Annotated in this window: 20 protein-coding genes and 1 pseudogene; 8 read left to right on the top strand and 13 right to left on the bottom strand. The window is 66.5% G+C overall.

Translation table 11 applies throughout. From position 1 onward, the window contains the following. Positions 1-359: 359 nt before the first annotated feature. Both MST27_RS19915 and MST27_RS19910 read right to left on the bottom strand, forming a co-directional pair. Positions 360-728: pseudogene (locus MST27_RS19915) on the bottom strand (hypothetical protein); the annotation flags it as partial. 155 nt (positions 729-883) lie between these two features. Next, positions 884-1,720: an NYN domain-containing protein gene (locus MST27_RS19910; RefSeq protein ID WP_243607663.1), complete on the bottom strand. Its 837-nt coding sequence runs from the start codon at positions 1,718-1,720 to the stop codon at positions 884-886. 208 nt (positions 1,721-1,928) lie between these two features. On the opposite strand from MST27_RS19910, the gene MST27_RS19905 reads away from it, so the two are divergent. Further along, on the top strand, positions 1,929-3,341 hold the full coding sequence (locus tag MST27_RS19905; protein WP_243607662.1) for an alanine/glycine:cation symporter family protein: 1,413 nt from the start codon (positions 1,929-1,931) through the stop codon (positions 3,339-3,341). Positions 3,342-3,413: 72 nt separating this feature from the next. Here the strand turns inward: MST27_RS19905 and MST27_RS19900 are convergent, their stop codons facing one another. The 3 genes from MST27_RS19900 to MST27_RS19890 form a co-directional block, all read right to left on the bottom strand. After that, positions 3,414-3,872 carry a DUF2214 family protein gene (locus tag MST27_RS19900; RefSeq protein WP_243607661.1) on the bottom strand — a complete coding sequence of 153 codons (459 nt, stop codon included), beginning with the start codon at positions 3,870-3,872 and terminating at the stop codon, positions 3,414-3,416. Between the two features lie 3 nt (positions 3,873-3,875). Then, entirely contained in the window at positions 3,876-5,264 is a 1,389-nt protein-coding gene (locus tag MST27_RS19895) for an MATE family efflux transporter (protein WP_243607660.1), read from the bottom strand. A gap of 75 nt (positions 5,265-5,339) precedes the next feature. Next, entirely contained in the window at positions 5,340-5,633 is a 294-nt protein-coding gene (locus MST27_RS19890) for a hypothetical protein (RefSeq protein WP_243607659.1), read from the bottom strand. Between the two features lie 218 nt (positions 5,634-5,851). On the opposite strand from MST27_RS19890, the gene MST27_RS19885 reads away from it, so the two are divergent. Next, complete coding sequence (locus tag MST27_RS19885) at positions 5,852-6,787, top strand: SdiA-regulated domain-containing protein (RefSeq protein WP_243607658.1); 936 nt, start codon at positions 5,852-5,854, stop codon at positions 6,785-6,787. A gap of 47 nt (positions 6,788-6,834) precedes the next feature. On the opposite strand, the gene MST27_RS19880 is transcribed toward MST27_RS19885, so the two are convergent. From MST27_RS19880 to cra, 6 genes are all read right to left on the bottom strand, one after another. After that, entirely contained in the window at positions 6,835-7,284 is a 450-nt protein-coding gene (locus MST27_RS19880) for a DMT family transporter (RefSeq protein WP_243607657.1), read from the bottom strand. Positions 7,285-7,421: 137 nt separating this feature from the next. Continuing rightward, positions 7,422-7,982 (bottom strand): DUF4136 domain-containing protein, encoded by a 561-nt coding sequence (locus MST27_RS19875; protein ID WP_243607656.1) that lies wholly within the window; start codon positions 7,980-7,982, stop codon positions 7,422-7,424. Between the two features lie 28 nt (positions 7,983-8,010). Then, positions 8,011-8,622: a DUF4136 domain-containing protein gene (locus MST27_RS19870; RefSeq protein WP_243607655.1), complete on the bottom strand. Its 612-nt coding sequence runs from the start codon at positions 8,620-8,622 to the stop codon at positions 8,011-8,013. Positions 8,623-8,640: 18 nt separating this feature from the next. Continuing rightward, positions 8,641-9,390 carry a methyltransferase domain-containing protein gene (locus tag MST27_RS19865; RefSeq protein ID WP_243607654.1) on the bottom strand — a complete coding sequence of 250 codons (750 nt, stop codon included), beginning with the start codon at positions 9,388-9,390 and terminating at the stop codon, positions 8,641-8,643. After that, positions 9,387-9,692, bottom strand: a complete 306-nt coding sequence (locus MST27_RS19860; protein ID WP_013981886.1) for a nucleotide pyrophosphohydrolase — start codon at positions 9,690-9,692, stop codon at positions 9,387-9,389. Before MST27_RS19860 ends, MST27_RS19865 begins: the two co-directional genes overlap by 4 nt. Positions 9,693-9,758: 66 nt before the next feature. Next, positions 9,759-10,748, bottom strand: a complete 990-nt coding sequence (cra, locus tag MST27_RS19855; protein ID WP_243607653.1) for a catabolite repressor/activator — start codon at positions 10,746-10,748, stop codon at positions 9,759-9,761. Positions 10,749-10,928: 180 nt separating this feature from the next. On the opposite strand from cra, the gene ptsP reads away from it, so the two are divergent. From ptsP to MST27_RS19825, 6 genes are all read left to right on the top strand, one after another. Then, positions 10,929-13,811, top strand: coding sequence for a phosphoenolpyruvate--protein phosphotransferase (gene ptsP / locus MST27_RS19850; RefSeq protein WP_243607652.1), 2,883 nt, complete (start codon positions 10,929-10,931; stop codon positions 13,809-13,811). After that, entirely contained in the window at positions 13,811-14,746 is a 936-nt protein-coding gene (pfkB, locus tag MST27_RS19845) for a 1-phosphofructokinase (RefSeq protein WP_243607651.1), read from the top strand. The genes ptsP and pfkB overlap by 1 nt, the downstream gene beginning before the upstream one ends. Before the next feature lie 17 nt (positions 14,747-14,763). Beyond that, the gene (locus MST27_RS19840; RefSeq protein WP_243607650.1) at positions 14,764-16,503 is read left to right on the top strand and encodes a PTS fructose-like transporter subunit IIB; all 1,740 of its coding nucleotides are present in this window, start codon (positions 14,764-14,766) and stop codon (positions 16,501-16,503) included. A gap of 122 nt (positions 16,504-16,625) precedes the next feature. After that, the gene (locus MST27_RS19835; protein ID WP_243607649.1) at positions 16,626-19,022 is read left to right on the top strand and encodes a membrane-bound PQQ-dependent dehydrogenase, glucose/quinate/shikimate family; all 2,397 of its coding nucleotides are present in this window, start codon (positions 16,626-16,628) and stop codon (positions 19,020-19,022) included. A 108-nt stretch (positions 19,023-19,130) separates the two neighbouring features. Further along, positions 19,131-20,696 (top strand): alkaline phosphatase D family protein, encoded by a 1,566-nt coding sequence (locus tag MST27_RS19830; protein ID WP_243607648.1) that lies wholly within the window; start codon positions 19,131-19,133, stop codon positions 20,694-20,696. A gap of 18 nt (positions 20,697-20,714) precedes the next feature. Then, on the top strand, positions 20,715-23,051 hold the full coding sequence (locus MST27_RS19825; RefSeq protein ID WP_243607647.1) for an ExeM/NucH family extracellular endonuclease: 2,337 nt from the start codon (positions 20,715-20,717) through the stop codon (positions 23,049-23,051). A gap of 257 nt (positions 23,052-23,308) precedes the next feature. Here MST27_RS19825 and MST27_RS19820 read toward each other — a convergent pair whose 3' ends face one another. Further along, on the bottom strand, positions 23,309-23,767 hold the full coding sequence (locus tag MST27_RS19820) for an REP-associated tyrosine transposase (protein ID WP_243607646.1): 459 nt from the start codon (positions 23,765-23,767) through the stop codon (positions 23,309-23,311). Between the two features lie 273 nt (positions 23,768-24,040). After that, positions 24,041-25,624, bottom strand: coding sequence for a peptide chain release factor 3 (locus MST27_RS19815; RefSeq protein WP_243607645.1), 1,584 nt, complete (start codon positions 25,622-25,624; stop codon positions 24,041-24,043). Positions 25,625-25,765: the final 141 nt, after the last annotated feature.

The raw sequence follows: 25,765 nt of genomic DNA, 5'->3' as shown, positions 1-25,765 counted from the left end.
TCGCTTGGGTTCGGACCTGCGCAGCACGGAGGCACTGTCGGCCCCTGTTGCTCTGACGGTGCTTTAAAGGGGATCGCGCCGCCAGGCGGTTAGTTCACTCGTTTCGCTGAGCGGCACTCCCTCCTAGGCGGTATGTGGCGCGCCGCCTTTTCGTGCCTGACGCACAAACCAAGTGCTCCGAAGCGGACCATTTGATCCGGTTTTCCCCTGCCGCGACGTGGGCTCCTTGGTCGAGGCGAACTGCCTGATCAACGATCCCGGTCGGATGGGTTACGTGCCCGTGTCGGGTCGTCCGCGGGGGCGGGCGCCGCGGCCTCGGCATCCGGTTCGCTGGACGGTACCGCGGTCGGCGTACCCACCGCCTGGCCGGCCGCGCGGCAGGTCAGCTCGGCGAAGGGTTCATCTGGGGAATACTCGCCCGGCACCCGTTCCACGCGCTGGGTGTTGGGGCTGATGGTGAAGACGGGCGGGGCGGAGGTGTCGGCCCGGGCATCGTTGGGGACGTGGAATTCGCAGGTCACGGTGTCTCCGGTGTTGTTCCTGACTCGCACTGCCCGGATGCCGACCAGTTCGCCGCCGGCCTCGGTGGTCGAGGTCGGTACGCCCATGGCGCTGATGTCGATGTCCAGGCCGTTCAGGTGCGAAATGACTTCAGGCTTGGGCGTCTGGGCAAGCGCTACGGGCGCGCACAGCGCGAGGCCGAGGGTGGTGAGCAATGCCTTGGTCATGGAAACCTCCTTGAGTCGATGTCTGCTTAGAAGGGTTGTGAGGGTGTGGGTTCGGTCCGTCCTGTACGGGATTGTTTGCAAGATGCTGGCGGGCGAGGGACGGCCAGCCGAACCTGCTGCGGCCGGCGGGATACAGGCTTCGCCCGGGCGGCGCGCTATTTCACCGGTTTCAGGTTCCTGACGTAGACGGCCTTGCCGCCGGTCGAGGTGGTGCCGCGGGCTTCGAGTTCGAAGCGCTTGGGCTGGGATTTGATCAGGTCGCTGAGTTTCTTGAAGCCGTACAGCCGTGGGTCGAAGGCAGGGCGCAGCTTGCTGATGTTGGAGCCGAGCGCGCCGAGCTGGACCCAGTCGTCGTCTTCGTCGGCGATATCGCTGAGCACCTTGGCGATGAAATCGGCCGGCACCTTCTGTGATTTGACCCCCGTGTTTTTCTCGGCGGTTCTGGCCTCGCTCTCGTCCTCGGGCTTGTCGACGGGCGTCGGCGTGCTGGACCGCTCGCCGTTGACCGGCGGTTCCTGCGAGGTCTTGGGTGTGTCCGCGCGCAGGATTTCGGTGTAGACGAACTTGTCGCAGGCCGAGACGAAGGGCGAGGGCGTTTTCTGTTCGCCAAAGCCGTAGACGGTCAGGCCTTCCTCGCGCAGGCGAGCAGCCAGGCGAGTGAAGTCGCTGTCGCTGGAGACCAGACAGAAGCCGTCGAAGCGGCGGGTGTAGAGCAGGTCCATGGCATCGATGATCAGGGAGCTGTCGGTCGCGTTCTTGCCCGAGGTGTAGGCGAACTGCTGGATCGGCTGGATCGAGTAGTCGAGCAGCACCTTCTTCCAGCTGCCCAGGTTGGGTTTGGTCCAGTCGCCGTAGATGCGCTTGACGCTGGCGACCCCATACTTGGCGATCTCTTCGAACAGCCCCTCGACGATGGCCGCAGGGGCGTTGTCGGCGTCGATGAGCACGGCCAGGTGAGTCTGTTGACGAGTGTTGCTGGGTTTGGCGGCCATGGTGCGTCCCGAAGGTTGAGGTGGTCCGACCTTAACGCCTGTGGTCGTGCTGGGCCAAGCGCCGTGGCACGAGGATGGCCTTTTGATGGAACCCTCGGCGCCGCTGCGGTTCGGACCATGGGTTCGGGTCGCTGCGCGCTGGCTGGTTAGGGCGTGGTGTAGCGACTAGCGTTAACCCAAGTCCAACGGTTCACGAGACGAGGCCTGCATGACCGCGATCATCGATTTTCTCAACACGATCTTCTGGGGCTACGTGCTCATCTACGGACTGCTGGCGGTGGGTGTGTTCTTCACCATCCGCCTGGGCTTCCTGCAATTTCTGCATTTTGGCGAGATGGTTCGCGCCATTCGCGGGGCGCGGCAAAGCGATTCCTCCGGCATTTCGCCCTTCCAGGCGCTTTGCACCAGCCTGGCGTCGCGGGTTGGCACCGGTAACCTGGCGGGTGTCGCGGTGGCGCTGTATCTCGGCGGCGCCGGGGCGATCTTCTGGATGTGGCTGGTGGCGCTGGTCGGCATGGCGACGGCCTATGCCGAGAGTTCGCTGGCGCAGCTTTACAAGGTGCGCGACGGCGAAGGCCAGTACCGGGGCGGGCCGGCGTTCTACATTTCCAAGGGCCTGAAGGCGCCTTGGGCCGGCGGTGTGTTCTCGGTGGCGCTGATCATTTCCTTCGGTCTGGTCTTCAACGCGGTGCAGGCCAACTCCATCGCCGATGCGATGGAAGGGGCGTTCGGCTTTTCCAAGCTCTGGGTGGGCATCGCCATCGCCGTGCTCGCCGGGCTGGTGATCTTCGGCGGGCTACGCTCCATCGCCCGCTTCGCCGAGCTGGTGGTGCCGCTGATGGCCGGGCTCTACGTGCTGATGGCGCTGATCGTGGTCGTGCTCAACATCACCGAGGTCCCCGGTGTGCTGATGACCATCGTGCGTAGCGCCTTTGGTCTGGAGGAGGCCGCCGGTGGCGTGGCGGGGTCGGTGACGGCAGCCATGCTCAATGGCATCAAGCGCGGGCTGTTCTCCAACGAAGCGGGCATGGGCTCGGCGCCCAACGTGGCGGCGACGGCGACGCCGGCCCCGCATCATCCTTCGTCGCAGGGGCTGGTCCAGGCGATGGGCGTGTTCATCGACACCCTTGTGGTCTGCACCGCGACGGCGATCATGATCCTGCTCTCGGGTGTGCTCGAACCCGGTTCCGGCGTCACCGGCACGCAGCTCACCCAGCAGGCGATGGAGACGCACATCGGCGCAGGCGGGACCTATTTCATCGCCATCGCCATCCTGTTCTTCGCCTTCACCTCCATCGTCGCCAACTACTCCTATGCCGAGAATGCGCTGATCTACCTTGGCGCCGGCAACAAGCTCGGCCTCACGCTGCTGCGGGTCGCGGCGCTGGGCATGGTGGTCTGGGGCGCATACGAGGCGGTGACCACGGTGTTCAACGCTGCCGATGCCTCGATGGGGCTGATGGCGACCATCAACCTGATTGCCATCGTCCTGCTGTCGGGCACGGTGGTGAAGCTGACCAAGGACTACATGGCGCAGATCAAGCAGGGCGTGGTGCCCACCTTCAAGGCCGCGGACTACCCGGAGCTCAAGGCCAAGATCAACAACAACATCTGGCGCTAGGCTCCAGGCGTCCGGGATGCCCAGCTGTGCAGGTTCCGCCGCGCATGCGCCGGGGCTTGCCTGGCGACGGCCCTAACGCGGGAGGACGCCGTAGCCGCGCGCCATCATCACGGCAAGGAGAGGAAGCACCAGCAGCGCGGCCAGTTCGATGCGGATGACCAGTTTGACTCCGCGCGCGCTGGCTGCGCTGATGGCCGGCACCTCGCCGGCCTTGAGCGCCGGCCGCCAGCGCAGAAAGGTCACCGTGGGGTAGATCGACAGCAGCGCGACGAGCACGAAGACCCCGATCTTGGCGTGGAAGAAGCTGTTGTTCAGGTAATAGTCCAGGCCTTTGCCGTAGCGCATGGCGCGAGCGGCGCCGGTGACCAGAACCAGGCCGGCGGCGATGCCGAAGGCCAGGTCGACGCGGAACAGGCTGCGCGCGCGTTTGAAGTTCAGTGGCAGGCGAAACAGCTGATGTTCGAGCACCAGCAGGGCGAACAGCAGGAAAATCGCCACGAAGTGCAGGTAGGCGGCGACGGCATAGACCATGTTTCAGGGTCCCTTGGTGACGACAATGGTGGTTTCGGCGGGCTGCGCATGGATCGGGTCGAACCATTGGCCCTGCTGCTGCAGGCGCCTGGCGATGCTGCCCAGGCAGACACCGCGTAGGAGCATGAAGCCGAGGAAGGCGAGCCACAAGCCGTGGTTGCCCAGCCCGCGCAGCAGCCAGCCCAATGGTAGCGAAATCGCGACGGCCAGCAGCATGGCGTTGCGCATTTCCCGCGCGCGGGTGGCACCGATGAACAGGCCGTCAAGCAGGTAGCTCCAGACGGCCACCAGCGGCAGCGCGGCGAGGTAGGGCAGGTAGGTGAGGGCGGTGTCGCGCACCGCCGGGATATCTGTCTGAAGGCCAATGAACAGGTCGCCGCCGAGCAGGAAGAACAGGCCGAAGGTCAGGCTCGCGAGGAGCGACCAGCCACCCGATACCGTCAGCACCCGACGCAGTTCGGTATGGCTGCGCGCGCCAATGGCATGGCCGCTGAGCGCCTCGACTGCATGGGCCAGGCCGTCCAGTGCATGCGCCGTCAGCATCAGGCCGTTGAGCAGCAAGGCATTGGCGGCGACCGTCGCATCGCCCAGACGCGTGCCCTGTACGGTGATGAGGAAGAACACCAGCTGCAGCGCCAGTGAGCGCAGGAAGATGTCGCGGTTGACCGCCAGCAGCGGGCGCCAGTTGAGCCAACGGGAGAAGGCCGCGCGATCCAGCCGCCCCGGGTAGCGACGCAACGCGCCGCGCGTCAGGGCCAGGCCGACCAGTACGCCGCTCCACTCGGCGATCACCGAGGCGCGCGCGGCGCCAGCCACGCCCCATTCCAGGCCGATGACGAAGTAGAGGTCCAGCGCCACGTTCGTCAGGTTGGTGGTCAGCAGGATCGCCAGCGGCGCGCGGGCGTCCTGGGCGCCCAGGAACCAGCCGATCAACGCCATGCTGGCCAGCGCGGCGGGCAGGCCGAACAGGCGGGTGTGGAAATAGTGCTGGGTCAGGTCGTCCAGTTCGGCCGATGGCTGCATCAGCTGTAGCGCAACGCCCTTGAGCGGCAGGGCGACGACGCTCAGCAGCAGGGCGAACCCCAGCGCGAGCAGCAGGCCTTGCAGCAGGATGCGGCGCAGCGAGCCGCCGTCATCGCGACCGGCCGCCTGGGCGGCGAAGCCGGTGGTGCCCATGCGCAGAAAGCCCATGACCCAGACCAGGAGCGTGTACAGGCTGCCGCCGACCGCGACCGACGCCAACTGATGTGCGTGCGGCAGATGGCCGATCACGGCGCTGTCGACCAGCGCCACCAGCGGCACGGACAGATTGGACAGGATCATCGGCGCAGCCAATGCCCAGACGCGTCGATGGGTCGGGGCGTGCTGCCAGGCGGTCATCAACCGTGACATGAAGGGCTCCAGAACGACCCGGCATCATACAACAGGCTTCAGCGCGCGCACTGTTGCGCGAGCGAGCTGCCGCTGTCAGTGAATCAACCAGCTCAACAGCCAGAGGCCCAGAAACAGGTAGATCACCCCCGCCACGAAGGAGCGACGAAAGAAGGCGCGGAAGGCTCCGACCAGCAGCATCAGGCCGATGGCCAACGCAATCAGGCTGACCAGCGAGCGGTCCATGCCGAGGGTGCGCGACAGCCCTTCGAGGAAGTTGGCGCCTGCCGAGGCGAACAAGGCGAAGAATCCGCTGAGCGCGTCGACGATGTAGCGAATCACCGTGCCGAGCGCCTGGCCCAACCATTCGAAAAAGCCTTCCACCCGCATGCTGCTCTCCTGTCGTCCTCTCGTAAGGCTGCCCGTGCAGCGCTTCCCTGGCGCATTGGGCTGCCAAACCGCTTGGCAGTTCCCGACGGCGGCGTTGAACCCGGCGGTGGCAGGTCGGTCTCTACCAGGCTGTTCGGCGTGCGCCGCCCGGCGTCACGCAATTGCAATCACCAACGAGCAGTCTGTCTCGCCAGCGCTCCGAGCATGAGAAGTAGACGATGACGACTGTTACCCAAGCCCGTCCCTGGTGGCTGCCTGAGGTTCGTCCACGCCTGTGGGCGCTGGGCATGCTCGGTGCCGCGCTGCTGTACACCGCCGCGGTCTTTCATCTGGAGGAGCGAATATTTTATTCGCTGCAATCGGCATGGAAGGAAGAGTCACACGAGGCGCGCAGCCTCTGGCTGCCGGAATACCGCGTGCGGGTCGAGGCGAAGCCGGTTGCATCGGTTGCCGACAACCTCTCGGGGCTGACCTTCGACGAGCACCGCAACCATCTCTGGGCGGTGGTGAACAATCCCGAGGAACTGGTTGCCCTGGACAGCGACGGCCGCTTCATCGGGCGATATCCCCTGACCGGCTTTACCGATGTGGAGGCCGTGACCTACCTCGGCGACGATCTGCTGGCGGTCACCGAGGAGCGCAGCCAGACGCTGGTCATCCTGCCCGTTCCCGAACGGCCGGGCGTGCTGCAGCGCGAGGACTTCGCCTCGCTCTCGCTGGTGCTTGGTGAGGAAGACAACGCCGGGTTCGAGGGGCTGGGCTACGACCGAGCCGGTGATCGGCTGTTCGTGGTCAAGGAGCACTCGCCGCGCAAGCTCTACGAAATCCAGGGGCTCAAGGCGGCGCTCGAAGGGCGTCTCAACCTGCGGATCATCGACCGCCAGGCCTGGATAGACGACAAGGACATGGCCAGCGACCTAGCCTCGGTGCATTTCGACGAGCGCACCGGTCATCTGGTGTTGCTCAGCGATGAAGCGAAGATGGTCCTGGAGCTTGACCGCGCGGGCGAGCTGGTCAGCTTCCGCTCGCTGTGGAGCGGCTTTGCCGGGCTGCAGGAGAGCGTACCGCAGGCCGAGGGCATGACGTTCGATGCCTTCGGCAACCTCTATCTGGTCAGCGAGCCCAATCTGTTCTACGCCTTCGAGCGGCGCTAGCCGGCCCCGCACCATCCGGCGGCTCGGCCGATGGCCGATTCAGGCCTTCAGCCGCGTCGGATCATCCAGACCCCACCGACGATCAGCAACAGTCCGGCAACCTTGCCCAGGCTGATCGGTGATTGCCGGAAACCGGCCCAGCCGAAATGGTCCAGCAGCAACGCCATGCTCAACTGGCCGGCCAGGACCAGCGCCATGAACAGCAACGCGCCGATGCGTGGACCGGCGAAGGCGGCGGTAGCGATGAAGAACATGCCCAGCAGACCGGCGCACCAGTGATACCCGCTCAGGCCGCGCAAGGCCTGCAGGCCGGGCAGCTCGCGCTGGAACAGCACGATGCAGAACAGCGCTACCGTGCCTACCGCGAACGACAGCATCGCCGCGCTCATGACGCTGCCGAAGTGCTTGGCCACCTGCCCGTTGATCCCGGCCTGCAGCGGCAGAAAGGACCCGGCAATGAAGGGCAGAACGAGAAGCCACCAGGCAACGACAGGCATGCGAACAACTCCGATTGGGTTAGGAAGGAATAGCGAATCAGGCGGGGGCGTTCGAGCGCCTCGCCTCGGGCAGGGCCCGCAGGTTTAACCAGAGGCCCCGCGCCGACGGTGAATGCCCACGCGCCGGCGCGGCGCGATCACTGCGGCGGGTACTGCGAGAGCACCTTGGCGACGGTTTCGCGGAACATCCCGGCCCGCTCGCTCGGGCTGCCAGGATCCTCTCGCAGGACCTGCTCGGCACTGCCGCGCCAGACCAGCTTGCCGTCGTCGGCGTCGTAGAAATCCACCTGCAGCGTACCGACCTGGTAGTGGATGGTGCGGGTGTCGGTGTACATCGGCCCGCCCCAGAAGCCATGCCACGGGCTGCCCCAGGCGCCCATGGAGGAGGTGGTGTACTGCTGGGTGCGGTCATCGACGATGAACCAGGCCTGTACCCGCAGATCCGGCGCGTTACCGGCGGTGGCCGGTCGCAGGCCGCGCTGGTCGAGCTGCTCGCTGACGGCGCTGCGAATGCGCTGCTCGGTCAGGTCGCTCTTGATGCGCGGGTCGTCGGGGCGGTACTGCAGCGCGGGCTCTTTCCACGCCCAGCTGCGATAGGCCGAAAAGTCGCGCTGCGGGTCGAAATCGCGTTGCACCTGGGTGCTCTGGCAAGCGGCCAACAGCAACAACAGGGGAAGCATCAACAGTTGCCGAAACATCTTGGTTCTCCAGAAAGGTTGCTGCGTTTCAGCGCGGCGGGTAATCGGCCAGTACACGGTTCACTGCGTCACGGGTGGCGTCTTTGCGTTCGGCCTGATTGCCACCGCTGCGCGATTCGGCACGGTTGCTCCACACCGGTTGGCCGGAAGCCGCGTCGAACAACTGGATGCGCACCGAGACCACCTCTTCTTCGTAATTGCGCACGATAGGAGCGCTGGCACCAATGCCGATTCCGGTACCGTATCCGTGACCGTAACTGCCGTAGCGGCCCGCACCGACACGGGTGCCATAGTCATCGTAGACCTGCCGCACACGCGTCTCCATCTGTGCGGAGGCGCTGACCTGCACGTCGCCGCGATCCCCTTGCGGCGCCGGTCGCAGGCCCCGTTGATCGAGGGCGCCGGCGACCATTTCCTGCAGTTCTTCACCGCTGATCGAGGCCGTGCCCGCTGGCGGGCTGCGCCAGCTCCAGTGCTGGTAGCTGGAGAAGTCCCGGGGCGCGGCCGGGTAGGTGGGCGCCTGGATCTGTTCCACCGGAGGGGCGGGCGGGATCGGCGCCGATTCATCGGTATAGGGGTTCTGGCTCTGGCAGGCCGCGAGGGTAAGGCAGAGCAAGGGCAAGAACGCGCGGTTCGACATGGAAACCTCCCGGCCGGCTCAGCGTGGCCGGCACAACCAGTGCAGATAGCGCCCGAGGCCGGCGAAGGTGGGATGGCGGCGGTAGGCCAGCTCCATCTCGATGAGGTCGGCCGGCTCGGTGCGGGCCTGGAAATCGGCGGGCATGTAGTCATGGAAAACGCGCACGCCACTGCTGAATTCGACCTGCCAGTGCGGCGCGAGTTGCGCAGCCAGTTCGCGTGGGTCCAGCGGTTGCTGCGGGGTCAGGCTCTGCCGTTCGCCGGCATAGGTCTGGCTGCGCAGCTTCTTGAAGTGGCCCTTGAGTAGGTTGCGGTAGATCAGCGCATCGCGGTTGTAGAAGGCCAGCGACAGCCAGCCATCGGCCGCGGTCAGGCGGTGCAGCACCGGCAGGATCGCCTTGGGCTCGGCGAGCCACTCCAGCACGGCGTGGCAGATGACCAGGTCGAAGCAGCCGTCGACATGCGCTTCCACCTCCTGCCAGGGCGCCTGGATGAAGGTGGCCTGTTGGCCGGCTGCGGCGAACTGCTGGCGGGCGCCTTGCAGCATCGGTTCGGCGGGTTCGGCGAGGGTGACCGCATGGCCCTGCTGCGCCAGCCAGAGGCTCATATGGCCGAGCCCGGCGCCGATGTCCAGCACCCGCAGCGGGCGCGGCGGCAGGATCTCGGCCAGGTCGGCCTGCAGCACGGCCAGGCGGATCGCGCCCTTGGCGCCGCCGTAGATCTTCTCGGCGAAACGCGTCGCCAGCTCGTCGAAATGGCGGTCGCTCATCGGACGAAGCGCCGCTCGTTGTCGGCCAGCTTGTCCAGCAGCGCCTGTTCCATGTCGATCCCCAGCTCGCTGCACATCAGCAGCAGGTACATGAGGATGTCGCCGACCTCCTGGCCAGCGTGCTCGAGCTTGTCGGCCGATAGCTGGCGCGACTCGTCCTCGGTCTGCCACTGGAAGATTTCCACCAGCTCGGCCATTTCCACACTGGCGGCCATGGCGAGGTTCTTCGGGCTGTGAAAGCGCTGCCAGTCGTTGCGATCGCGGATCGCATGCAGGCGCTGGGTGATCTGTTCGATGTTCATCAGGGGAGGCGGGCTGTTCGAAAGACGACAAGCTTCCGCCAGTGCGTCGGCGCCCGCAAGAGGGCGTCAGCCGCGGCGGACCTTCAGCTCGCGCTCGATGGCGATCACGCCGGGGCGGTAGTCGCCCTGTTCGATGGCGCGAATGGCCTGCTCCAGCACCTGCTCGGCGATCTGCGCGTGCTGCTGGGAAATCGCGTTGACCCGGATCGGCAGGAAATCCAGCAACTGCGCATCACCGAAGGTGCCCAGCCGCAGCTGTTCGGGCCAGAGCAGGTCGCGCTCGCGCAGCGCGTCGAACACGCCTTCTAGCAACACATAGGCGGTGGTGATCAGCGCATCGGGCAGCGGGCCGCGGTCGAGCAGGGCGAGCATCTGCGCGCGGCCGCAGGCGCGGCTGAACTGCTCGGCACGCAGGATGCTGACCGGCCCGCGGTGCTGCGCCAGTGCCTGCCGGAAACCTTCCTCGCGCTGCTGGCTGATGCGCAGCGCCGGGCGCGCGCTGATCAGGGCGACATGCGCCTCGGGCGGCACGTCCAGCGAGCGGGTCAGCTGCGCGCCGGCTTCGCGGTCGTCGCTGACCACCGAACAGAAGTGCTCGGCATCCAGCGCACGGTCCAGCGCGATCACCGGCGTGCCGGTCGCCTGGACCTTGCGGTACCCGGCATCGTCCGCCGGCAGGCAGCTGGCGACGATCAGCGCATCGCAGCGTCGCGAGCGCAGCACCTGGATGACCTGGCGCTCGGTGTCCGGCTCGTCGTCGGTCCCGGCGATCAGCAACTGGTAACAGCGCTGTCGCGCACGCTGCTCGAGCAGCTTGGCCAGGCGTGCATAGCTGGGGTTTTCCAGGTCCGGCACGATGAAACCGAGGGTCCGGGACTGCCCGCGGCGCAGCCCGGCGGCCTGCTGGTCGAGCTGAAAACCCTGCTGCTCGGCGACCGCCAGCACGCGCTCGACCGTGGCCGGGCTGATCCGTCGCTGCGCGGCCTTGCCGTTGAGCACGTAGCTGGCGGTGGTTACCGAAACGTTGGCGAGGCGGGCGATGTCGGTCAGTTTCAACAGGGGGCCTAAAGACGGGTGGTATGAACTCGGGCTTCTAGAATTACCCAATATTGCGTAATGTGCCAGCCTTGGCTGAAACGTTTCAGCAGCTTTCAGGTCTGAAGCGCCAGCCCAGGATTCGGGCAATGCCGGCGCACCGTCGGCCACAACAATCGCGAGCCCCCGCAGGAGTTCTCCATGCTTGAGTTGAATGCGCAGCACATCCACATGCATCAGGTCGCGGCGGACAAACCGGCCGCCCTGGCCCTGCTCGGCGAGGTGCTGGTTGCCGACGGGCTGGTGGCGCCCGGCTACCTGGAAGGCTTGCGCGCACGCGAAGCCCAGGGCTCGACCTTTCTCGGCCAGGGCATCGCGATTCCCCATGGCACCCCGGAAACCCGCGATCAGGTGTTCACCACGGGCGTGCGGCTGCTGCATTTTCCGGAGGGCGTCGACTGGGGTAACGGCCAGCAGGTCCACCTCGCCATCGGCATCGCCGCGCGTTCCGACGAGCATCTGCGTCTGCTGCAGCTGCTGACCCGCGCCCTCGGCGAGGGCGACCTCAGTGAGGCGCTGCAGAGCGCCGAAAGCCCCGAGGCGATCATCGCGCTGCTGCAGGGGGCGCCGCAGGAACTGGCGCTCGACGGCGAACTGGTGGGGCTGGGCGTTGCCGCCGACGACTTCGATGAGCTGGCCTGGCAGGGCGTCAAGCTGCTCAAGCGCGCCGAGTGCGTGGTCTCTGGCTTCAATGCCGGGCTCGCGCTCGACCAGGCCTTGCCGCTGGGTGAGGGCCTCTGGTGGCTGAGCAGCGAGCAGTCGGTGCAGCGACCGGGGCTGGCGTTCGTCACACCCGCCGCGTCGCTGGATCACCATGGCCAGCCGCTCAACGGCCTGTTCGTGCTGGCCAGCCTCGGCGAAGCGCACCGGGCGATGCTCGAGCGCCTGTGCAACCTGCTGATCGAAGGGCGCGGCGCGGAGCTGAGCCAGGCGACCTCCAGTCGCACAGTGCTCGAAGCCCTGGGCGGCGACGTGCCGGCGGACTGGCCGAGTGCCCGGGTGCCGCTGGCCAATGCCCACGGCCTGCACGCACGGCCCGCCAAGGTGCTGACCGAGGTCGCACAGGCCTTCGCCGGCGAGGTCCGCGTGCGCCTGGCCGGCAGTCAGAGCGCGGGGGTGTCCGCCAAGAGCCTGAGCAAGCTGCTGGCGATGGGCTCGCATCGTGGGCAGGTGCTGGAGTTCATCGCCGAGCCCTCGATCGCCGATGATGCCTTGCCGGCGCTGGTGCGCGCGGTGGAAGAAGGGCTCGGCGAGGAAATCGAGCCGCTGCCAGCCGGCGGGGAACCGGCGGAGCAGCCAGCTGCCACCGTGCAACTGAATGAAGCCGCCCAGGACGTGCCCGCCCTGCGGGCCGGCGAGCAGGTCATCGGCATCGCCGCCTCGCCCGGCATCGCCATCGGCCCGGTGCTGGTGCGCAAGCCGCAGGCGATCGACTATCCGCGGCGCGGCGAATCGCCCGCCATCGAGCTGCAGCGGCTCGACGCGGCGCTGGACAAGGTGTTCGCGGAAATCGGCACGCTGATCGCGCAGAGCCAGGTCGCCAGCATCCGCGACATCTTCACCACCCACCAGGCCATGCTCAGGGATCCCGCCCTGCGCGAAGAGGTGCAGGTGCGCCTGCAGAAAGGCCTCAGCGCCGAGGCGGCCTGGATGGAGGAAATCGAAAGCGCGGCGCAGCAGCAGGAGGCGCTGCATGACCAGCTGCTCGCCGAGCGTGCGGCCGACCTGCGCGACGTGGGCCGCCGCGTGCTGGCCTGCCTGGCCGGTGTCGAAGCCGAGCAGGCCCCTGATGAGCCCTACATTCTGGTGATGGACGAGGTGGCACCGTCGGACGTCGCCACCCTCAATGCCCAGCGCGTCGCCGGCATTCTCACCGCCGGCGGCGGCGCCACCTCGCACAGCGCCATCATTGCCCGGGCGCTGGGTATTCCGGCGATCGTCGGCGCCGGGCCCGGTGTGCTCGGCCTGGCGCCCAATACCCTGCTACTGCTCGATGGCGAGCGTGGCGAGCTGCTGGTGGCGCCGAGCGATACGCAGCTCGAACAGGCCCGGGGCGAGCGCGCCGCGCGGGAGGAACGCAAGCGCCTGGCCCATGAGCGACGTCTGGAGCCGGCGATCACCCGTGACGGCCATCCGGTGGAGATCGCTGCCAACATCGGCGCCGCCGGCGAGACGCCCGAGGCGGTGGCGCTCGGTGCCGAGGGCATCGGCCTGCTGCGTACCGAGCTGGTGTTCATGAACCACGCTCAGGCGCCGGATCAGGCGACCCAGGAAGCCGAATACCGCCGTGTACTGGAAGCCCTCGAAGGCAGGCCATTGGTGGTGCGCACGCTCGATGTCGGCGGCGACAAGCCGCTGCCGTACTGGCCGATGCCGGCCGAGGAGAACCCCTTCCTCGGCGTGCGCGGCATTCGCCTGAGCCTGCAACGCCCGGACATCCTCGAAACCCAGTTGCGTGCCTTGCTGGCATCCGCCGATGGTCGGCCGCTGCGGATCATGTTTCCCATGGTCGGCAATATCGAGGAATGGCGCACCGCCAAGGCGCTGGTCGACCGCCTGCGCGTCGAACTGCCGGTGGCCGACCTGCAGGTGGGCATCATGATCGAGATCCCGTCCGCCGCGCTGATCGCGCCGGTGCTGGCGCAGGAAGTCGATTTCTTCAGCATCGGCACCAACGATCTGACGCAGTACACGCTGGCCATCGACCGTGGCCACCCGACGCTGTCCGGCCAGGCCGATGGGCTGCACCCGGCCGTGTTGCGCCTGATCGGCATGACGGTGGAAGCCGCCCATGCGCAGGGCAAATGGGTGGGCGTCTGCGGCGAGCTGGCCGCCGATGCGCTGGCGATACCCATGCTGGTGGGGCTGGGCGTTGATGAATTGAGCGTGTCGGCGCGCAGCATCGCGCTGGTCAAGGCGCGGGTGCGCGAGCTGGACTTCGCCGCCTGCCAGAGGCTGGCTCAGCAGGCCCTGATGTTGCCCGGCGCCCATGAAGTGCGCGCCTTCGTCGGGGAGCACTGCTGATGGCGCGCGTGCTGACCGTTACCCTCAATCCCGCGCTGGATCTCACCGTGCAGCTGCCCGCGCTGCGCCTGGGCGAAGTCAATCGCAGCGACAACCTGCAGGTCCATGCCGCGGGCAAGGGGGTCAACGTTGCCCAGGTCCTGGCCGATCTCGGCCATCAGCTGACCGTGACCGGCTTTCTCGGCGAAGCCAATGCGCAGCCTTTCGAGCAGCTGTTCGCCGCGCGGGGCTTTGCCGACGAATTCGTCCGCGTGGCGGGCGAGACCCGCAGCAACATCAAGCTGGCCGAGGCGGATGGGCGGATTACCGATATCAATGGCCCGGGGCTGGAGGTCGGTGCCGCCCAGCGCGACGAGCTGCTCGCCCGCCTCGAACGCCTGGTGCCGGGCCATGAGCTGGTCGTGGTCGCCGGCAGCCTGCCGCGCGGCGTCGAGCTGCCGTGGTTCGTCGAGCTGCTGCAGCGGCTCGCGCGGCTCGGTGCGCGTGTCGCGCTGGACACCAGTGGCGCGGCGCTGCGCGAAGGGCTGGCACTGTCACCCTGGCTGATCAAGCCCAACGAAGAGGAACTGGCCCAGGCCCGCGGCCTCGATCCGGCCGACGCGCAGGCCCTGGCCGACGAGGCGCGCCGCCTGAATGCCCGCATCGAACATGTCGTGATGTCCCAGGGCGCCGCGGGGGTCAGCTGGTTTTCGCCGGCTGCCGCCTGGCATGCCCAGCCGCCGAAGGTGCGGGTGGTCAGCACCGTGGGCGCGGGGGATTCGCTGCTGGCCGGCATGCTCCACGGCTTGCTGGCAGGTTGGCCGGCCGAGCGAACGCTGGCGCATGCCACGGCGATTGCCGCTCAGGCCGTCGGCCAAATCGGCTTCGGCATCACTGATCGGGCGCAACTGGCCGAGCTTGAAGCGGCCGTGCGGCTGCAGCCGCTCAGCCAATAATTACAAGAGGTGAAGGAATGAATCTGCTCATCATCACGGCCTGCCCCAACGGAATGGTCACCAGCGTGCTGACCTCGCGCCTGCTCGAAGCCGCGGCTCATCGCCTGGGCTGGTCGACCGCCGTGGAAGTCCACGATCCCAAGGCCATCGGTTCGCCGCTCACGGCCGAACAGATCGCCGAGGCCGACCTGGTTGTGGTGGTCAAGACCGGGCCGCTGTCGCTTGCACGTTTCGTCGGCAAGCGTGTCGTGCAGTCGACCCCGTCCGAGGCGCTGCTCGATCCGGAAGGCTTCCTGCGCAGCGCCGCCGATACCGCGACCGAATTGCGGCAGGTCGACGAAGCCGCCGCCGCGCCTTCCGCCGGCAAACCCAAGCTGGTGGCCATCACCGCCTGCCCGACCGGCGTGGCGCACACCTTCATGGCCGCCGAGGCGCTGCAGCAGGCGGCCGCGCGCAAGGGCTACGACCTGCAGGTGGAGACGCGCGGCTCGGTGGGCGCGCGCAACGTGCTCGACCCCCAGGCCATCGAGGAAGCCGACGCGGTGCTGCTGGCGACCGATATCGAGGTGGATGTCGCCCGTTTCGCCGGCAAGCGCGTGTTCCGCTGCGGCACCGGTGTCGCACTGAAGCAACCGGAGGCGACGCTGGATCGCGCGCTGCAGGAAGCGGCCGTGCTCGGCGGTGGCGTCACGGCAAGTGCCGCTACGGGAGAGCAGAAAGCGGAGAAGACCGGTGTCTACAAGCACCTGCTGACCGGGGTGTCCTACATGCTGCCGATGGTGGTGGCGGGCGGACTGCTGATCGCCCTGTCGTTCGTCTTCGGCATCGAGGCGTTCAAGGAGGAGGGCACGCTAGCCGCTGCCTTGATGAAGATCGGCGGCGAAACCGCCTTCCAGCTGATGGTGCCGCTGCTGGCCGGCTACATCGCCTATTCCATCGCCGACCGCCCGGGCCTGGCGCCCGGCATGATCGGCGGCTTGCTGGCCGGCACGCTCGGCGCGGGCTTCATTGGCGGAATCATCGCCGGTTTCGTCGCCGGCTATGCGGCCAAGGCGGTGAGTCGCTGGATTCCACTGCCGGCCAGCATCGAATCGCTCAAGCCGATCCTGATCATTCCGCTGCTGGCCAGCCTGGTGACGGGCCTGGTGATGATCTACATCGTCGGCACGCCGGTGGCGAAGCTGCTCGCCGGGCTCACCGAATTCCTCGACACCATGGGCACTTCCAACGCCATCCTGCTCGGGCTGCTGCTGGGCACCATGATGTGCGTCGACCTCGGTGGGCCGGTGAACAAGGCGGCCTATGCGTTCTCCGTCGGGCTGCTTGCCTCGCAAAGCTACGCGCCGATGGCCGCGACCATGGCCGCCGGCATGGTGCCGCCGATCGGCATGGGCATCGCCACGCTGATCGCCCGCCGCAAGTTCGCCCAGACCGAGCGCGAAGCCGGCAAGGCCGCGCTGGTGCTGGGTTGCTGCTTCATCTCCGAGGGCGCGATTCCCTTCGCTGCCAAGGACCCGCTGCGGGTGATTCCCGCCAGCATCGCCGGTGGTGCACTGACCGGCGCGCTGTCCATGGCGTTCGGTGCCAAGCTGCTGGCACCCCATGGCGGCCTCTTCGTGCTGCTGATCCCCAACGCGATCAACCATGCGTTGCTCTACCTGGTCGCGATCCTTGCGGGGAGCCTGCTGACCGGGGTGGTCTATGCGCTGATCAAGCGGCCCGAGACTCAGCCGCTTGCGGTCGGTGCGGCCGCCTGACCGGCAGGCCAAAAGGGCTGAACTAAAGGGCTCCGCGCCGCATCCACTACAAGCTGGCGAAGACTTTGTGTCAGAAGGTTTCGCCAGCTTTTTGCTTTGCATCGATCTGGCTGGAGACTGCGATGAGTATCGACTACGGGCCGCGGCCCCTGCGTATTACCCTGACCGCCCTGGTGGTACTGGTGCTGGGTGCGCTCATGACCATCGGCGGCGGCTACCTCGCGACGCTGGGCGGTTCCTGGTACTACCTGGTCGCCGGTATCGGTCTGCTGGTGGTGGCCGGCCTGCTGTTCGCCCGGCGGCGCGCGGCGATCTGGCTGTACGCGGCGTTGCTGCTGGGAACGCTGGCCTGGACGTTCTACGAGGTGCGCTTTGACTGGTGGCAGCTGGCGCCGCGGATCGACCTCTGGTGCATCCTCGGGCTCTGGCTGATCCTGCCCTTCGTCAATCGTCATGTCAGCGATCGGCTGATCTGGCGCGACGGTGCGAGCGGCCTGCTCGGGATCGGCCTGCTGGCCGGTGCGCTGATGGCAGGCTATTCGTTGACGCAGGACTACCACTCGATCACCGGTGAGTTTAGCGACGCGCAGATGCAGGGTCTGGCCCCGGAAGGTCAGGCCGGACGCCAGGCCAGCGAGTGGACGGCCTATGGCGGCTCCGACCGGGGCGACCGCTACGCACCGGCGGACCTGATCACGCCGGCCAATGTCGGCAAGCTGAAGAAGGCCTGGGAGTTCCACACCGGCGATCTGCCGGGCGAGGGCGACCCCGGCGAGATCACCTACCAGGTCACACCGCTGAAGGTTGGCGACAACCTGTTCATCTGCACCCCGCACAGCATCGCCATCGCGGTGGATGCCGACACCGGAGAGGAGCGCTGGCGCTTCGATCCGAGCATCAATCGCGATGCCGAGTACTACCAGCACATGACCTGCCGCGGTCTGGCCTACCACGACGCCACGGCCTACGGCCAGGCGCCGGCCTCTACGGCCGAGCCGGCCGCGCGTTGCGAGCGGCGGTTGTTCCTGCCGACCAACGACGGCACGCTGATCGCCCTGGACGTTGCCGATGGCAAGCCCTGCGAGGACTTCGGCGATGCCGGCACGGTGGACCTCAAGGCCGGGCTGGGCGAGGGCGCGCTGGGCGTCTACCTGCCGACCTCGCCGCCCGTGGTGACGGAGAAGCTGGTCATCGTCGGTGGCTCGATCACCGACAACGGCGCGGTGGATTCCCCCGGCGGGGTGATCCGCGCCTATGACGTGCGCAGCGGCGAGCTGGTATGGAATTTCGACCCGGGCAATCCGGACGCCACCGAGCCCCTGGCCCCCGGCGAAACCTACGTGCGCAGCACGCCGAACTCCTGGACCATCGCCACCGCCGACGAGTCGCTGGGGCTGGTCTACATCCCCACCGGCAACCAGACGCCGGACCAGTGGGCGCAACCGCGCACGCCGGAATCCGAGCGCTTCACGGATACCCTGGTGGCGCTGGACCTGGCGAGCGGCCAGGTGCGCTGGGAATTCCAGACGGTGCACCACGATCTGTGGGACCGCGACCTGCCCTCGCAGCCCACGCTGGTGGATATCGACGGGCCGCAGGGCAAGGTCCCGGCCATCATCCAGCCGACCAAGCGCGGCGACCTGTACATCCTCGACCGGCGCACCGGCGAGCCCATCGTGCCGGTCGACGAGATGCCCGTGCCGCAAGGCACCGACTATGGCGAGTTCACCGCGCCCACGCAGCCCTATTCGGCCGTGAGCTACGCGCCGGACGAGCCACTGCGCGAGCGCGACATGTGGGGTGGCACGCCGCTGGACCAGATGATGTGCCGCATCCAGTTCCGCCAGCTGCGCTACGAGGGCGATTTCACGCCGCCGTCGGAGCAGGGCTCGCTGATCTATCCGGGTAACGTGGGGACCTTCAACTGGCCGTCCGTGGCCGTCGATCCGAGCCGCCAGCTGCTATTCGGCGCACCGAACTACCTGGCCTTCGTCTCGACCATGGTCAAGCGCAGCGACGTTGACCCGAACGAGCGCTCCGGTGGCGGCGAGACCGGCCTGCAACCCAACCTGGGTGCGCCCTGGATGGTGCGACTGGAGCCGTTCATGTCGGTCATCGGCCTGCCGTGCCAGACGCCACCTTGGGGCTTCGTCACCGCGCTGGACCTGCGCAGCATGAAGAAGGTCTGGATGCACAAGAACGGCACCAGCCGCGACAGCGCGCCCTTGGGCATCCCGCTGCCGGTGGGTACGCCAGCGCTGGGCGGGCCGATCGTCACCGCGGGTGGCGTGGCCTTCATGAGCGGCACCCTGGATTACTACCTGCGCGCCTACGACCTGCAAAACGGCAAGGAACTGTGGAAAGGCCGCCTGCCCGCCGGTGGCCAGGCGACGCCGATGACCTACGTGTCCGAGAAGACCGGCAAGCAGTACGTGGTGCAGATGGCCGGCGGGCATGGCTCGTTCGGCACCAAGCTGGGTGATTCGTTGGTGGCCTTCAGCCTGGAGGAGGGGCAGTAGGGTATCGCTCGGATGTCGCTTTTTTGACGACCGTTCGTCCGAGCGTCACGGTTCTGTCAAGCGCCTCGCTTAAACCCTTCGTCATCACCACGACGAAGGGGAGGCGACATGACCGATTTCGACGCCACGCGGCGCCGCCTGGTACAGGGCATTGGCGCCGGTCTCGCACTGCCGGCGATGGGCGTTGCGCCCGCGATCATTGCGGCACCCACGGCCCGGCCGTGGATCACCGATGGCGTTCAGTCCGGCGACGTGCTCGCCGACCGCGCGCTGGTCTGGAGCCGCTGCGACCGGCCGGCACGCCTGGTGGTGGAATGGGACACCACCAGTGGCTTTGGCAATCCGCGCAAACGGATCTCGCCCGTAACCGACGAGCGCCTCGACTTCACCGCGCGGGTCGACTTGCGCGGCCTGCCGTCGGATCAGTCGATCTTCTACCGCGCCTACTTCGAGGATGCCCGCGACCACGCCCGCAGCCAGCCCTGGCTGGGTCACCTGCGCACCGCCCCGCGGCACGCGCGGGATATCCGTTTCGTCTGGGGTGGCGACACCTGCGGCCAGGGCTGGGGCATCAACGCTGACTTCGGCGGCATGCGTATCTATGAAGCGATGCGTCAGCGCCACCCGGATTTCTTCATCCAGAGCGGCGATGCCATCTATGCCGACGGCCCGATCCAGGCCGAGGTGACTGCGGAAGACGGGCGCCTCTGGCGCAACGTCATCACCGAAGCCAAGACCAAGGTGGCCGAAACCCTGGAAGAGTTTCGCGGCAACTATCGCTACAACCTGCTGGACCACAACCTGCGCCAGTTCAATGCCGAGGTGCCGCAGATCTGGCAATGGGACGATCACGAAGTGACCAACAACTGGTCGCCGGGCAAGGAGCTGGATGATCGTTACCAGGTCCGCGATATCGAGCTGCTTGCCCGTCGCGGTCGCCAGGCCTTTCTCGAGTACGCACCGATGCGCCTGGTCGGGCGCGACGCCGCCGGCCGTGTCTACCGCAAGATCGCCTATGGCCCTCAGCTCGATGTGTTCGTGCTGGACATGCGCAGCTACCGCGGCCCCAACACCCACAACCTGCAGCCGGAGCAGGGCCCGGAAACCGCCTTTCTCGGCACCGAACAGCTGGCCTGGCTCAAACGCGAATTGCGCCGCTCGCGGGCGACCTGGAAGGTCATCGCCGCGGACATGCCCATCGGCTTGCACGTGCCGGATGGCACCGATGCAAGCGGCCGGGCGCGCTGGGAGGCGATCGCCAACGGGCAGGACGGCCCGGCGTTGGGGCGCGAGCTGGAGATTGCCGATCTGCTCGGCTTCATCAAGCGCTACAAGGTGAGCAACACCCTCTGGCTGACCGCCGATGTGCACTACTGCGCGGCGCACCATTACCATCCCAACCGCGCCGCCTTCCAGGATTTCGATCCCTTCTGGGAATTCGTCGCCGGGCCGCTCAACGCCGGCAGCTTCGGTCCCAATCCGCTGGATGCCACCTTCGGCCCGGAGGTGGTTTTCCAGAAGGCGCCGCCCATGGCCAATGCTTCGCCTTATGCCGGCTTCCAGTTCTTCGGCGAGGTCGAGATCGATTCGCGCAGCGGCAGCCTGACCGCCACCCTGCGAGACATCGACGGCACCTCGGTCTTTTCCCAAACCCTCGAGCCACAATACGGCTGAACCTCGGAGCTCCAGTCCATGCGCCGCATCACCCATTTCCGGCCGCACCCTCTCGCGGCCGCGCTCCTGACCGTTGCCACCCTTGGCCTGCCTGCGGTCGCCTCGGCCGACCTGCTGATCTCCGAATACGTGGAGGGCAGCGGCAACAACAAGGCGCTGGAGTTCTACAACGCTGATGAGGTGCCGGTTTCGCTGGACGGCTACCGGGTCGACTTCTACTTCAACGGCTCGACCAGCAGTGGCCGGAGCATTGCGCTCGCTGGGGAAGTCGCGCCGCACGGCGTACACGTTCTGGCGCACGAGAGCGGCGACGCCAGCCTGCTGGCCCTGGCGAGCCAGCGCGGCAGCGGCGGCTGGTACAACGGTGACGACGCCATCGTGCTGCGCGGGCCGGGCGGCGACGTGCTCGACAGCATCGGCCAGGTCGGTGTCGATCCGGGCAGTGCCTGGGGGACCGGCCAGACGCAGACGGCCGACCGCACGCTGACGCGCCGGACGTCGGTCGTTCGCGGCGATCGCGACCCGAGCGATGCGTTCGACCCGGGGGCCGAGTGGCAGGGCTATGCCGTCAACACTTTTGTCCATCTCGGCCAGTACGGCGAAGGCGAGCCGGGTGGCGACGATGCAGGCCGCCGCGCGATTGCCGAGGTGCAGGGCAGCGGCGACAGCAGCCCGTTGGTCAACCAGTTGGTGACCGTCGAAGGCATAGTGGTGGCCGACTATCAGGGCGAAGGCGAACTGGGCGGGTTCTTTATCCAGGCGCCGGACAGCGAAGCCGACAGCGACCCGCTGACATCCGAGGGCCTGTACATCTATGGGGCCGGCAACGGCGTCGAGGTGCAGGTAGGCGATCGCGTTCAAGTACGCGGGCTGGTCACCGAATTCAACGGCCTCACCGAACTCACCTCGCCGCAGATCAGGGTGTTGGCCAGATCGCAGCCGTTGCCGAGCGTGGCGCAGATCACCCTGCCGCTGGCCTCGGCAGATGCGCTGGAGCGCTATGAAGGCATGCAGGTGCGCTTGGCGCAGACCCTGACGGTCAGCGAGGTCTACAACCTCGGGCGCTATGGCGAGTTGGTGCTGTCCTCGGGTGGACGGCTGTGGATCCCGACGAACAAGGTCACGCCTGGCGAGCCGGCGCGTCAGCTGCAGGCGCAGAACGACCTGAACCGGATCGTGCTGGACGACGGGCGCAGTGATCAGAACCCGGACCCCATCCGTTACCCGTCGCCGGCGCTCGACGCCTATCGCACGCTGCGCGTCGGTGACGAAGTAGGCGAGGTCCGGGGCGTGCTGCACTACTTGGCCGGCAGCTACCGCGTGCAACCTACCCAGGCGCCGCGATTCGTCGCGAAAAACCCCAGGCCGGCCGCGCCGGAGCCGATCGAAGGGCGCCTGCGGGTCGCCAGTTTCAACGTGCTCAACTACTTCAACGGCGACGGCCACGGCGCAGGCTTCCCGACTTCACGCGGCGCGGATACCGTCGAAGAATTTCAGCGCCAGCGCGACAAGATCATCGCGGCGATCCTTGGTGCCGACGCACACATCATCGGGCTGATGGAAATCGAGAACGATGGCTACGGCGAGGACAGTGCGATCGCCGACCTGGTAGCTGGCCTCAACGCCGCGTCGCCGAGCCGAGACCGCTACGCCTTCATCGATCCGAGACGCGCTCGCCTGGGTACCGACGAGATCGCCGTTGGCCTGATCTACCGCAAGGACATAGTCAGCCCGCACAAGGCGGCGGCCGTGCTGGACAGCTCGGTCGATCCGCGCTTCATCGATACACGCAACCGTCCGGCGCTCGCCCAGACGTTCCGCGAACGCCGCACCGGCGAGCGGCTGACAGTGGCGGTCAATCACTTCAAGTCCAAGGGCTCGAGCTGCGATGATATCGGCGACCGCGACCTGGGCGACGGCCAGGGCAACTGCAACCTCACCCGGGTACGCGCGGCGCAGGCACTGGCCGACTGGCTGGGCCGCGACCCGACCGAATCCTACGACCCTGACCGCCTGATCATTGGCGACCTCAATGCCTACGCCAAGGAAGATCCGATCAATGTGATCCGGGCGTCCGGCTATACCGATCTGCTGACGACATTTGGAGGCGGGGACGCCTATTCCTACGTGTTCTCCGGCCAGTCCGGCTACCTCGACCACAGCCTCGCCAGCGCCAGCCTGACCCCTCAGGTGAGGGGTGCCACCGAATGGCACATCAACGCCGACGAACCTCGGGTGCTGGATTACAACCTGGAGTTCAAGACGCCGCGTCAGCAGTCACTGCTCTACAGCACCGAGCCTTATCGCGCGTCCGATCATGATCCGTTGGTGATTGGGATTGATTTGGGGCGGTAGGGGTAGGCCGCCTTCCAGCCGCGCATCTTGGCGTCTCGCTTGCACGAGACGCCGGGATCGCCAGCAAGTTGGCTCCTACAGGTGAAAACCTTCGTTAGCGTTTCGTAGGAGCCAGGGGGACGCCCAGTCCTTGCTGGCGATCATGGGCCACACCCGGGGCCGAGCTGTAGTCGTGCCGGCCGGTTAGAGAACTGCGAAAAAGAGGCGAAACGCCGGCTTTGGTAGGAGCCAGCTTGCTGGCGATCAGCGGCCAAGTTTCATAACCAAACTGCATCCCACCACGGATAATCGCCAATCCGGTCCACCAGCCCCGCCCGCAAGGGATTAGCGACGACATACCGGGCGGTGGCGATCACATCCTCCTCCTGGCGCAGCGCGCGATCATGAAAACCCCGCTGCCAAATCCTTGTACCTGTAATTCGATTGATGGCTATCGCGCTACGGGACTTAAGGCGTTGGATGACCGCCGGCAGTGGCATCGAGTTCAGCTCGATCAGCCAGTGTACGTGGTCTGGCATGACGACCCAGGCCAGCGATTCGACGTAGCGTTCGTCATCGAGGCGGCGCATTTCGCTCACAAGCAGCCGGGCCAGCATAGGATCGGTAAAGAGGCGTGCGCGTCGCTCTGTAACAGCGGTGATCAGGTAAACATGACCCGTTTCGGAATGCCGGCCGCGACGCAATGCGTGGCCACGGTGAGTGAAATGGCTCGGCATATCCACCTCCGTGTGGATTAACGAACTTTTGTTCTAGCGGGNTGGCCACGGTGAGTGAAATGGCTCGGCATATCCACCTCCGTGTGGATTAACGAACTTTTGTTCTAGCGGGGCCGGATCGCCAGCAAGCTGGCTCCTACAGGGTAAACACAGTTGCCTTGTCTTTTCGTACGAGCCAGTTAGGACTTTTCGTAGGAGCCAGCTTGCTGGCGATCATGAGCCTGCCGAACATACCGGCTACTAGACGAGCCCGCCCCGAAAGGTCCTTCTTCCTCAGTGATGCTCCCGCGTCGCCCTGAACTTCACATCAGGCCAACGCTCTTCCATCAGGCTCAGGTTCACCCGCGTCGGCGCCAGGTAGGTGAGGTGGCCGCCGCCGTCGACCGCCAGGTTCTCGTAGGCCTTGTCGGTGAATTCTTTGAGCTTCTTCTCGTTGTCGCACTCGATCCAGCGTGCCGACCAGACATTGATCGCCTCGTAAGCGCACTCGACCTTGTATTCCTCCTTCAGGCGGCTGGCGACCACGTCGAACTGCAGCACGCCCACCGCGCCGAGGATGATGTCGTTGTTGCGCTCGGGGAAGAACACCTGGGTGGCGCCTTCCTCGGCCAGCTCCTGCAGGCCCTGGCGCAGCTGCTTGGATTTGAGCGGATCCTTCAGGCGCACGCGGCGGAACAGTTCCGGGGCGAAGTGCGGGATGCCGGTGAAGCCCAGCACTTCGCCTTCGGTGAAGGTATCGCCGATCTGGATGGTGCCGTGGTTGTGCAGGCCGATGATGTCGCCGGCCCAGGCTTCCTCCAGCATTTCACGCTCACTGGAGAAGAAGGTCAGTGCGTCGGCGATCTTCAGGTCCTTCTTGATGCGCACGTGGCGCATCTTCATGCCTTTCTCGTACTTGCCCGAGCAGATGCGCATGAAGGCGATGCGGTCGCGGTGCTTGGGGTCCATGTTCGCCTGGATCTTGAACACGAAGCCTGTGAATTTCTCCTCGACCGGCTCCACGCTGCGCTCGTTGGCGACACGCGCCAGCGGCTTCGGTGCCCAGTCGACGACGGCGTCCAGCACATGGTCGACGCCAAAGTTGCCGAGTGCGGTGCCGAAGAAGACCGGGGTCATCTCGCCGCGCAGGAAGGCGTTCTTGTCGAATTCGTGGCAGGCGCCCTGGACCAGCTCCAGCTGCTCGACGAAATCGTCGTACATGTCGCCCAGGTGCGCGCGGGCTTCGTCGGAATCGAGCTTCTCGATGACCCGCGTCTCGATGCGTTCGTGGCCATGGCCGGGCACGAAGACGATGATGCGGTCCTCGGCCAGGTGGTAGACGCCCTTGAAGTCGCGATAGCAGCCGATCGGCCAGGTGATGGGCGCAGCCTTGATCTTCAGGACCGCTTCGATCTCGTCGAGCAGTTCGATGGGGTCGCGGATGTCGCGGTCGAGCTTGTTGATGAAGCTGACGATGGGCGTATCGCGCAGGCGGCAGACGTCCATCAGGGCGATGGTGCGCGGCTCGACGCCCTTACCGCCGTCGAGCACCATCAGCGCCGAGTCCACCGCGGTCAGGGTGCGGTAGGTGTCTTCCGAAAAGTCTTCGTGGCCGGGGGTGTCGAGCAGGTTGATCATGTGCTCGCGGTAGGGGAACTGCATCACCGAGGTGGTGATGGAGATGCCGCGCTGCTTTTCCATTTCCATCCAGTCCGAGGTGGCGTGGCGGTCGGACTTGCGCGACTTCACCGTACCGGCGACGGCGATCGCCTTGCCCATCAGCAGCAGCTTTTCGGTGATGGTGGTCTTGCCCGCATCGGGGTGCGAGATGATGGCGAAGGTGCGGCGCTTCGCGACTTCGGCGGCCTGAGAGGTCATGGCGGTCCCGGTCTGAAAACGTGTCGGAAAAAGCCGGCGATTATAAAGCAAAGCCAGGTGGCTGGCTTGGCGTATCCACCGCCTGGCCGAATCCGATCCGGTGACGATCACATGCGGTTGAACCTCTGGCGAACTGATGGC

It is taken from the genome of Stutzerimonas marianensis, assembly GCF_022810315.1.
Taxonomy (GTDB): domain Bacteria; phylum Pseudomonadota; class Gammaproteobacteria; order Pseudomonadales; family Pseudomonadaceae; genus Stutzerimonas; species Stutzerimonas marianensis.
This window is presented reverse-complemented; position numbering and strand designations above follow the sequence as displayed.

Coding starts and splice junctions, on each gene's coding strand:
- MST27_RS19910 (WP_243607663.1), bottom strand. CDS start 1,720: ATGGCCGCCAAACCCAGCAACACTCGTCAACAGACTCACCTGGCCGTG.
- MST27_RS19905 (WP_243607662.1), top strand. CDS start 1,929: ATGACCGCGATCATCGATTTTCTCAACACGATCTTCTGGGGCTACGTG.
- MST27_RS19900 (WP_243607661.1), bottom strand. CDS start 3,872: ATGGTCTATGCCGTCGCCGCCTACCTGCACTTCGTGGCGATTTTCCTG.
- MST27_RS19895 (WP_243607660.1), bottom strand. CDS start 5,264: ATGTCACGGTTGATGACCGCCTGGCAGCACGCCCCGACCCATCGACGC.
- MST27_RS19890 (WP_243607659.1), bottom strand. CDS start 5,633: ATGCGGGTGGAAGGCTTTTTCGAATGGTTGGGCCAGGCGCTCGGCACG.
- MST27_RS19885 (WP_243607658.1), top strand. CDS start 5,852: ATGACGACTGTTACCCAAGCCCGTCCCTGGTGGCTGCCTGAGGTTCGT.
- MST27_RS19880 (WP_243607657.1), bottom strand. CDS start 7,284: ATGCCTGTCGTTGCCTGGTGGCTTCTCGTTCTGCCCTTCATTGCCGGG.
- MST27_RS19875 (WP_243607656.1), bottom strand. CDS start 7,982: ATGTTTCGGCAACTGTTGATGCTTCCCCTGTTGTTGCTGTTGGCCGCT.
- MST27_RS19870 (WP_243607655.1), bottom strand. CDS start 8,622: ATGTCGAACCGCGCGTTCTTGCCCTTGCTCTGCCTTACCCTCGCGGCC.
- MST27_RS19865 (WP_243607654.1), bottom strand. CDS start 9,390: ATGAGCGACCGCCATTTCGACGAGCTGGCGACGCGTTTCGCCGAGAAG.
- MST27_RS19860 (WP_013981886.1), bottom strand. CDS start 9,692: ATGAACATCGAACAGATCACCCAGCGCCTGCATGCGATCCGCGATCGC.
- ptsP (WP_243607652.1), top strand. CDS start 10,929: ATGCTTGAGTTGAATGCGCAGCACATCCACATGCATCAGGTCGCGGCG.
- pfkB (WP_243607651.1), top strand. CDS start 13,811: ATGGCGCGCGTGCTGACCGTTACCCTCAATCCCGCGCTGGATCTCACC.
- MST27_RS19840 (WP_243607650.1), top strand. CDS start 14,764: ATGAATCTGCTCATCATCACGGCCTGCCCCAACGGAATGGTCACCAGC.
- MST27_RS19835 (WP_243607649.1), top strand. CDS start 16,626: ATGAGTATCGACTACGGGCCGCGGCCCCTGCGTATTACCCTGACCGCC.
- MST27_RS19830 (WP_243607648.1), top strand. CDS start 19,131: ATGACCGATTTCGACGCCACGCGGCGCCGCCTGGTACAGGGCATTGGC.
- MST27_RS19825 (WP_243607647.1), top strand. CDS start 20,715: ATGCGCCGCATCACCCATTTCCGGCCGCACCCTCTCGCGGCCGCGCTC.
- MST27_RS19820 (WP_243607646.1), bottom strand. CDS start 23,767: ATGCCGAGCCATTTCACTCACCGTGGCCACGCATTGCGTCGCGGCCGG.
- MST27_RS19815 (WP_243607645.1), bottom strand. CDS start 25,624: ATGACCTCTCAGGCCGCCGAAGTCGCGAAGCGCCGCACCTTCGCCATC.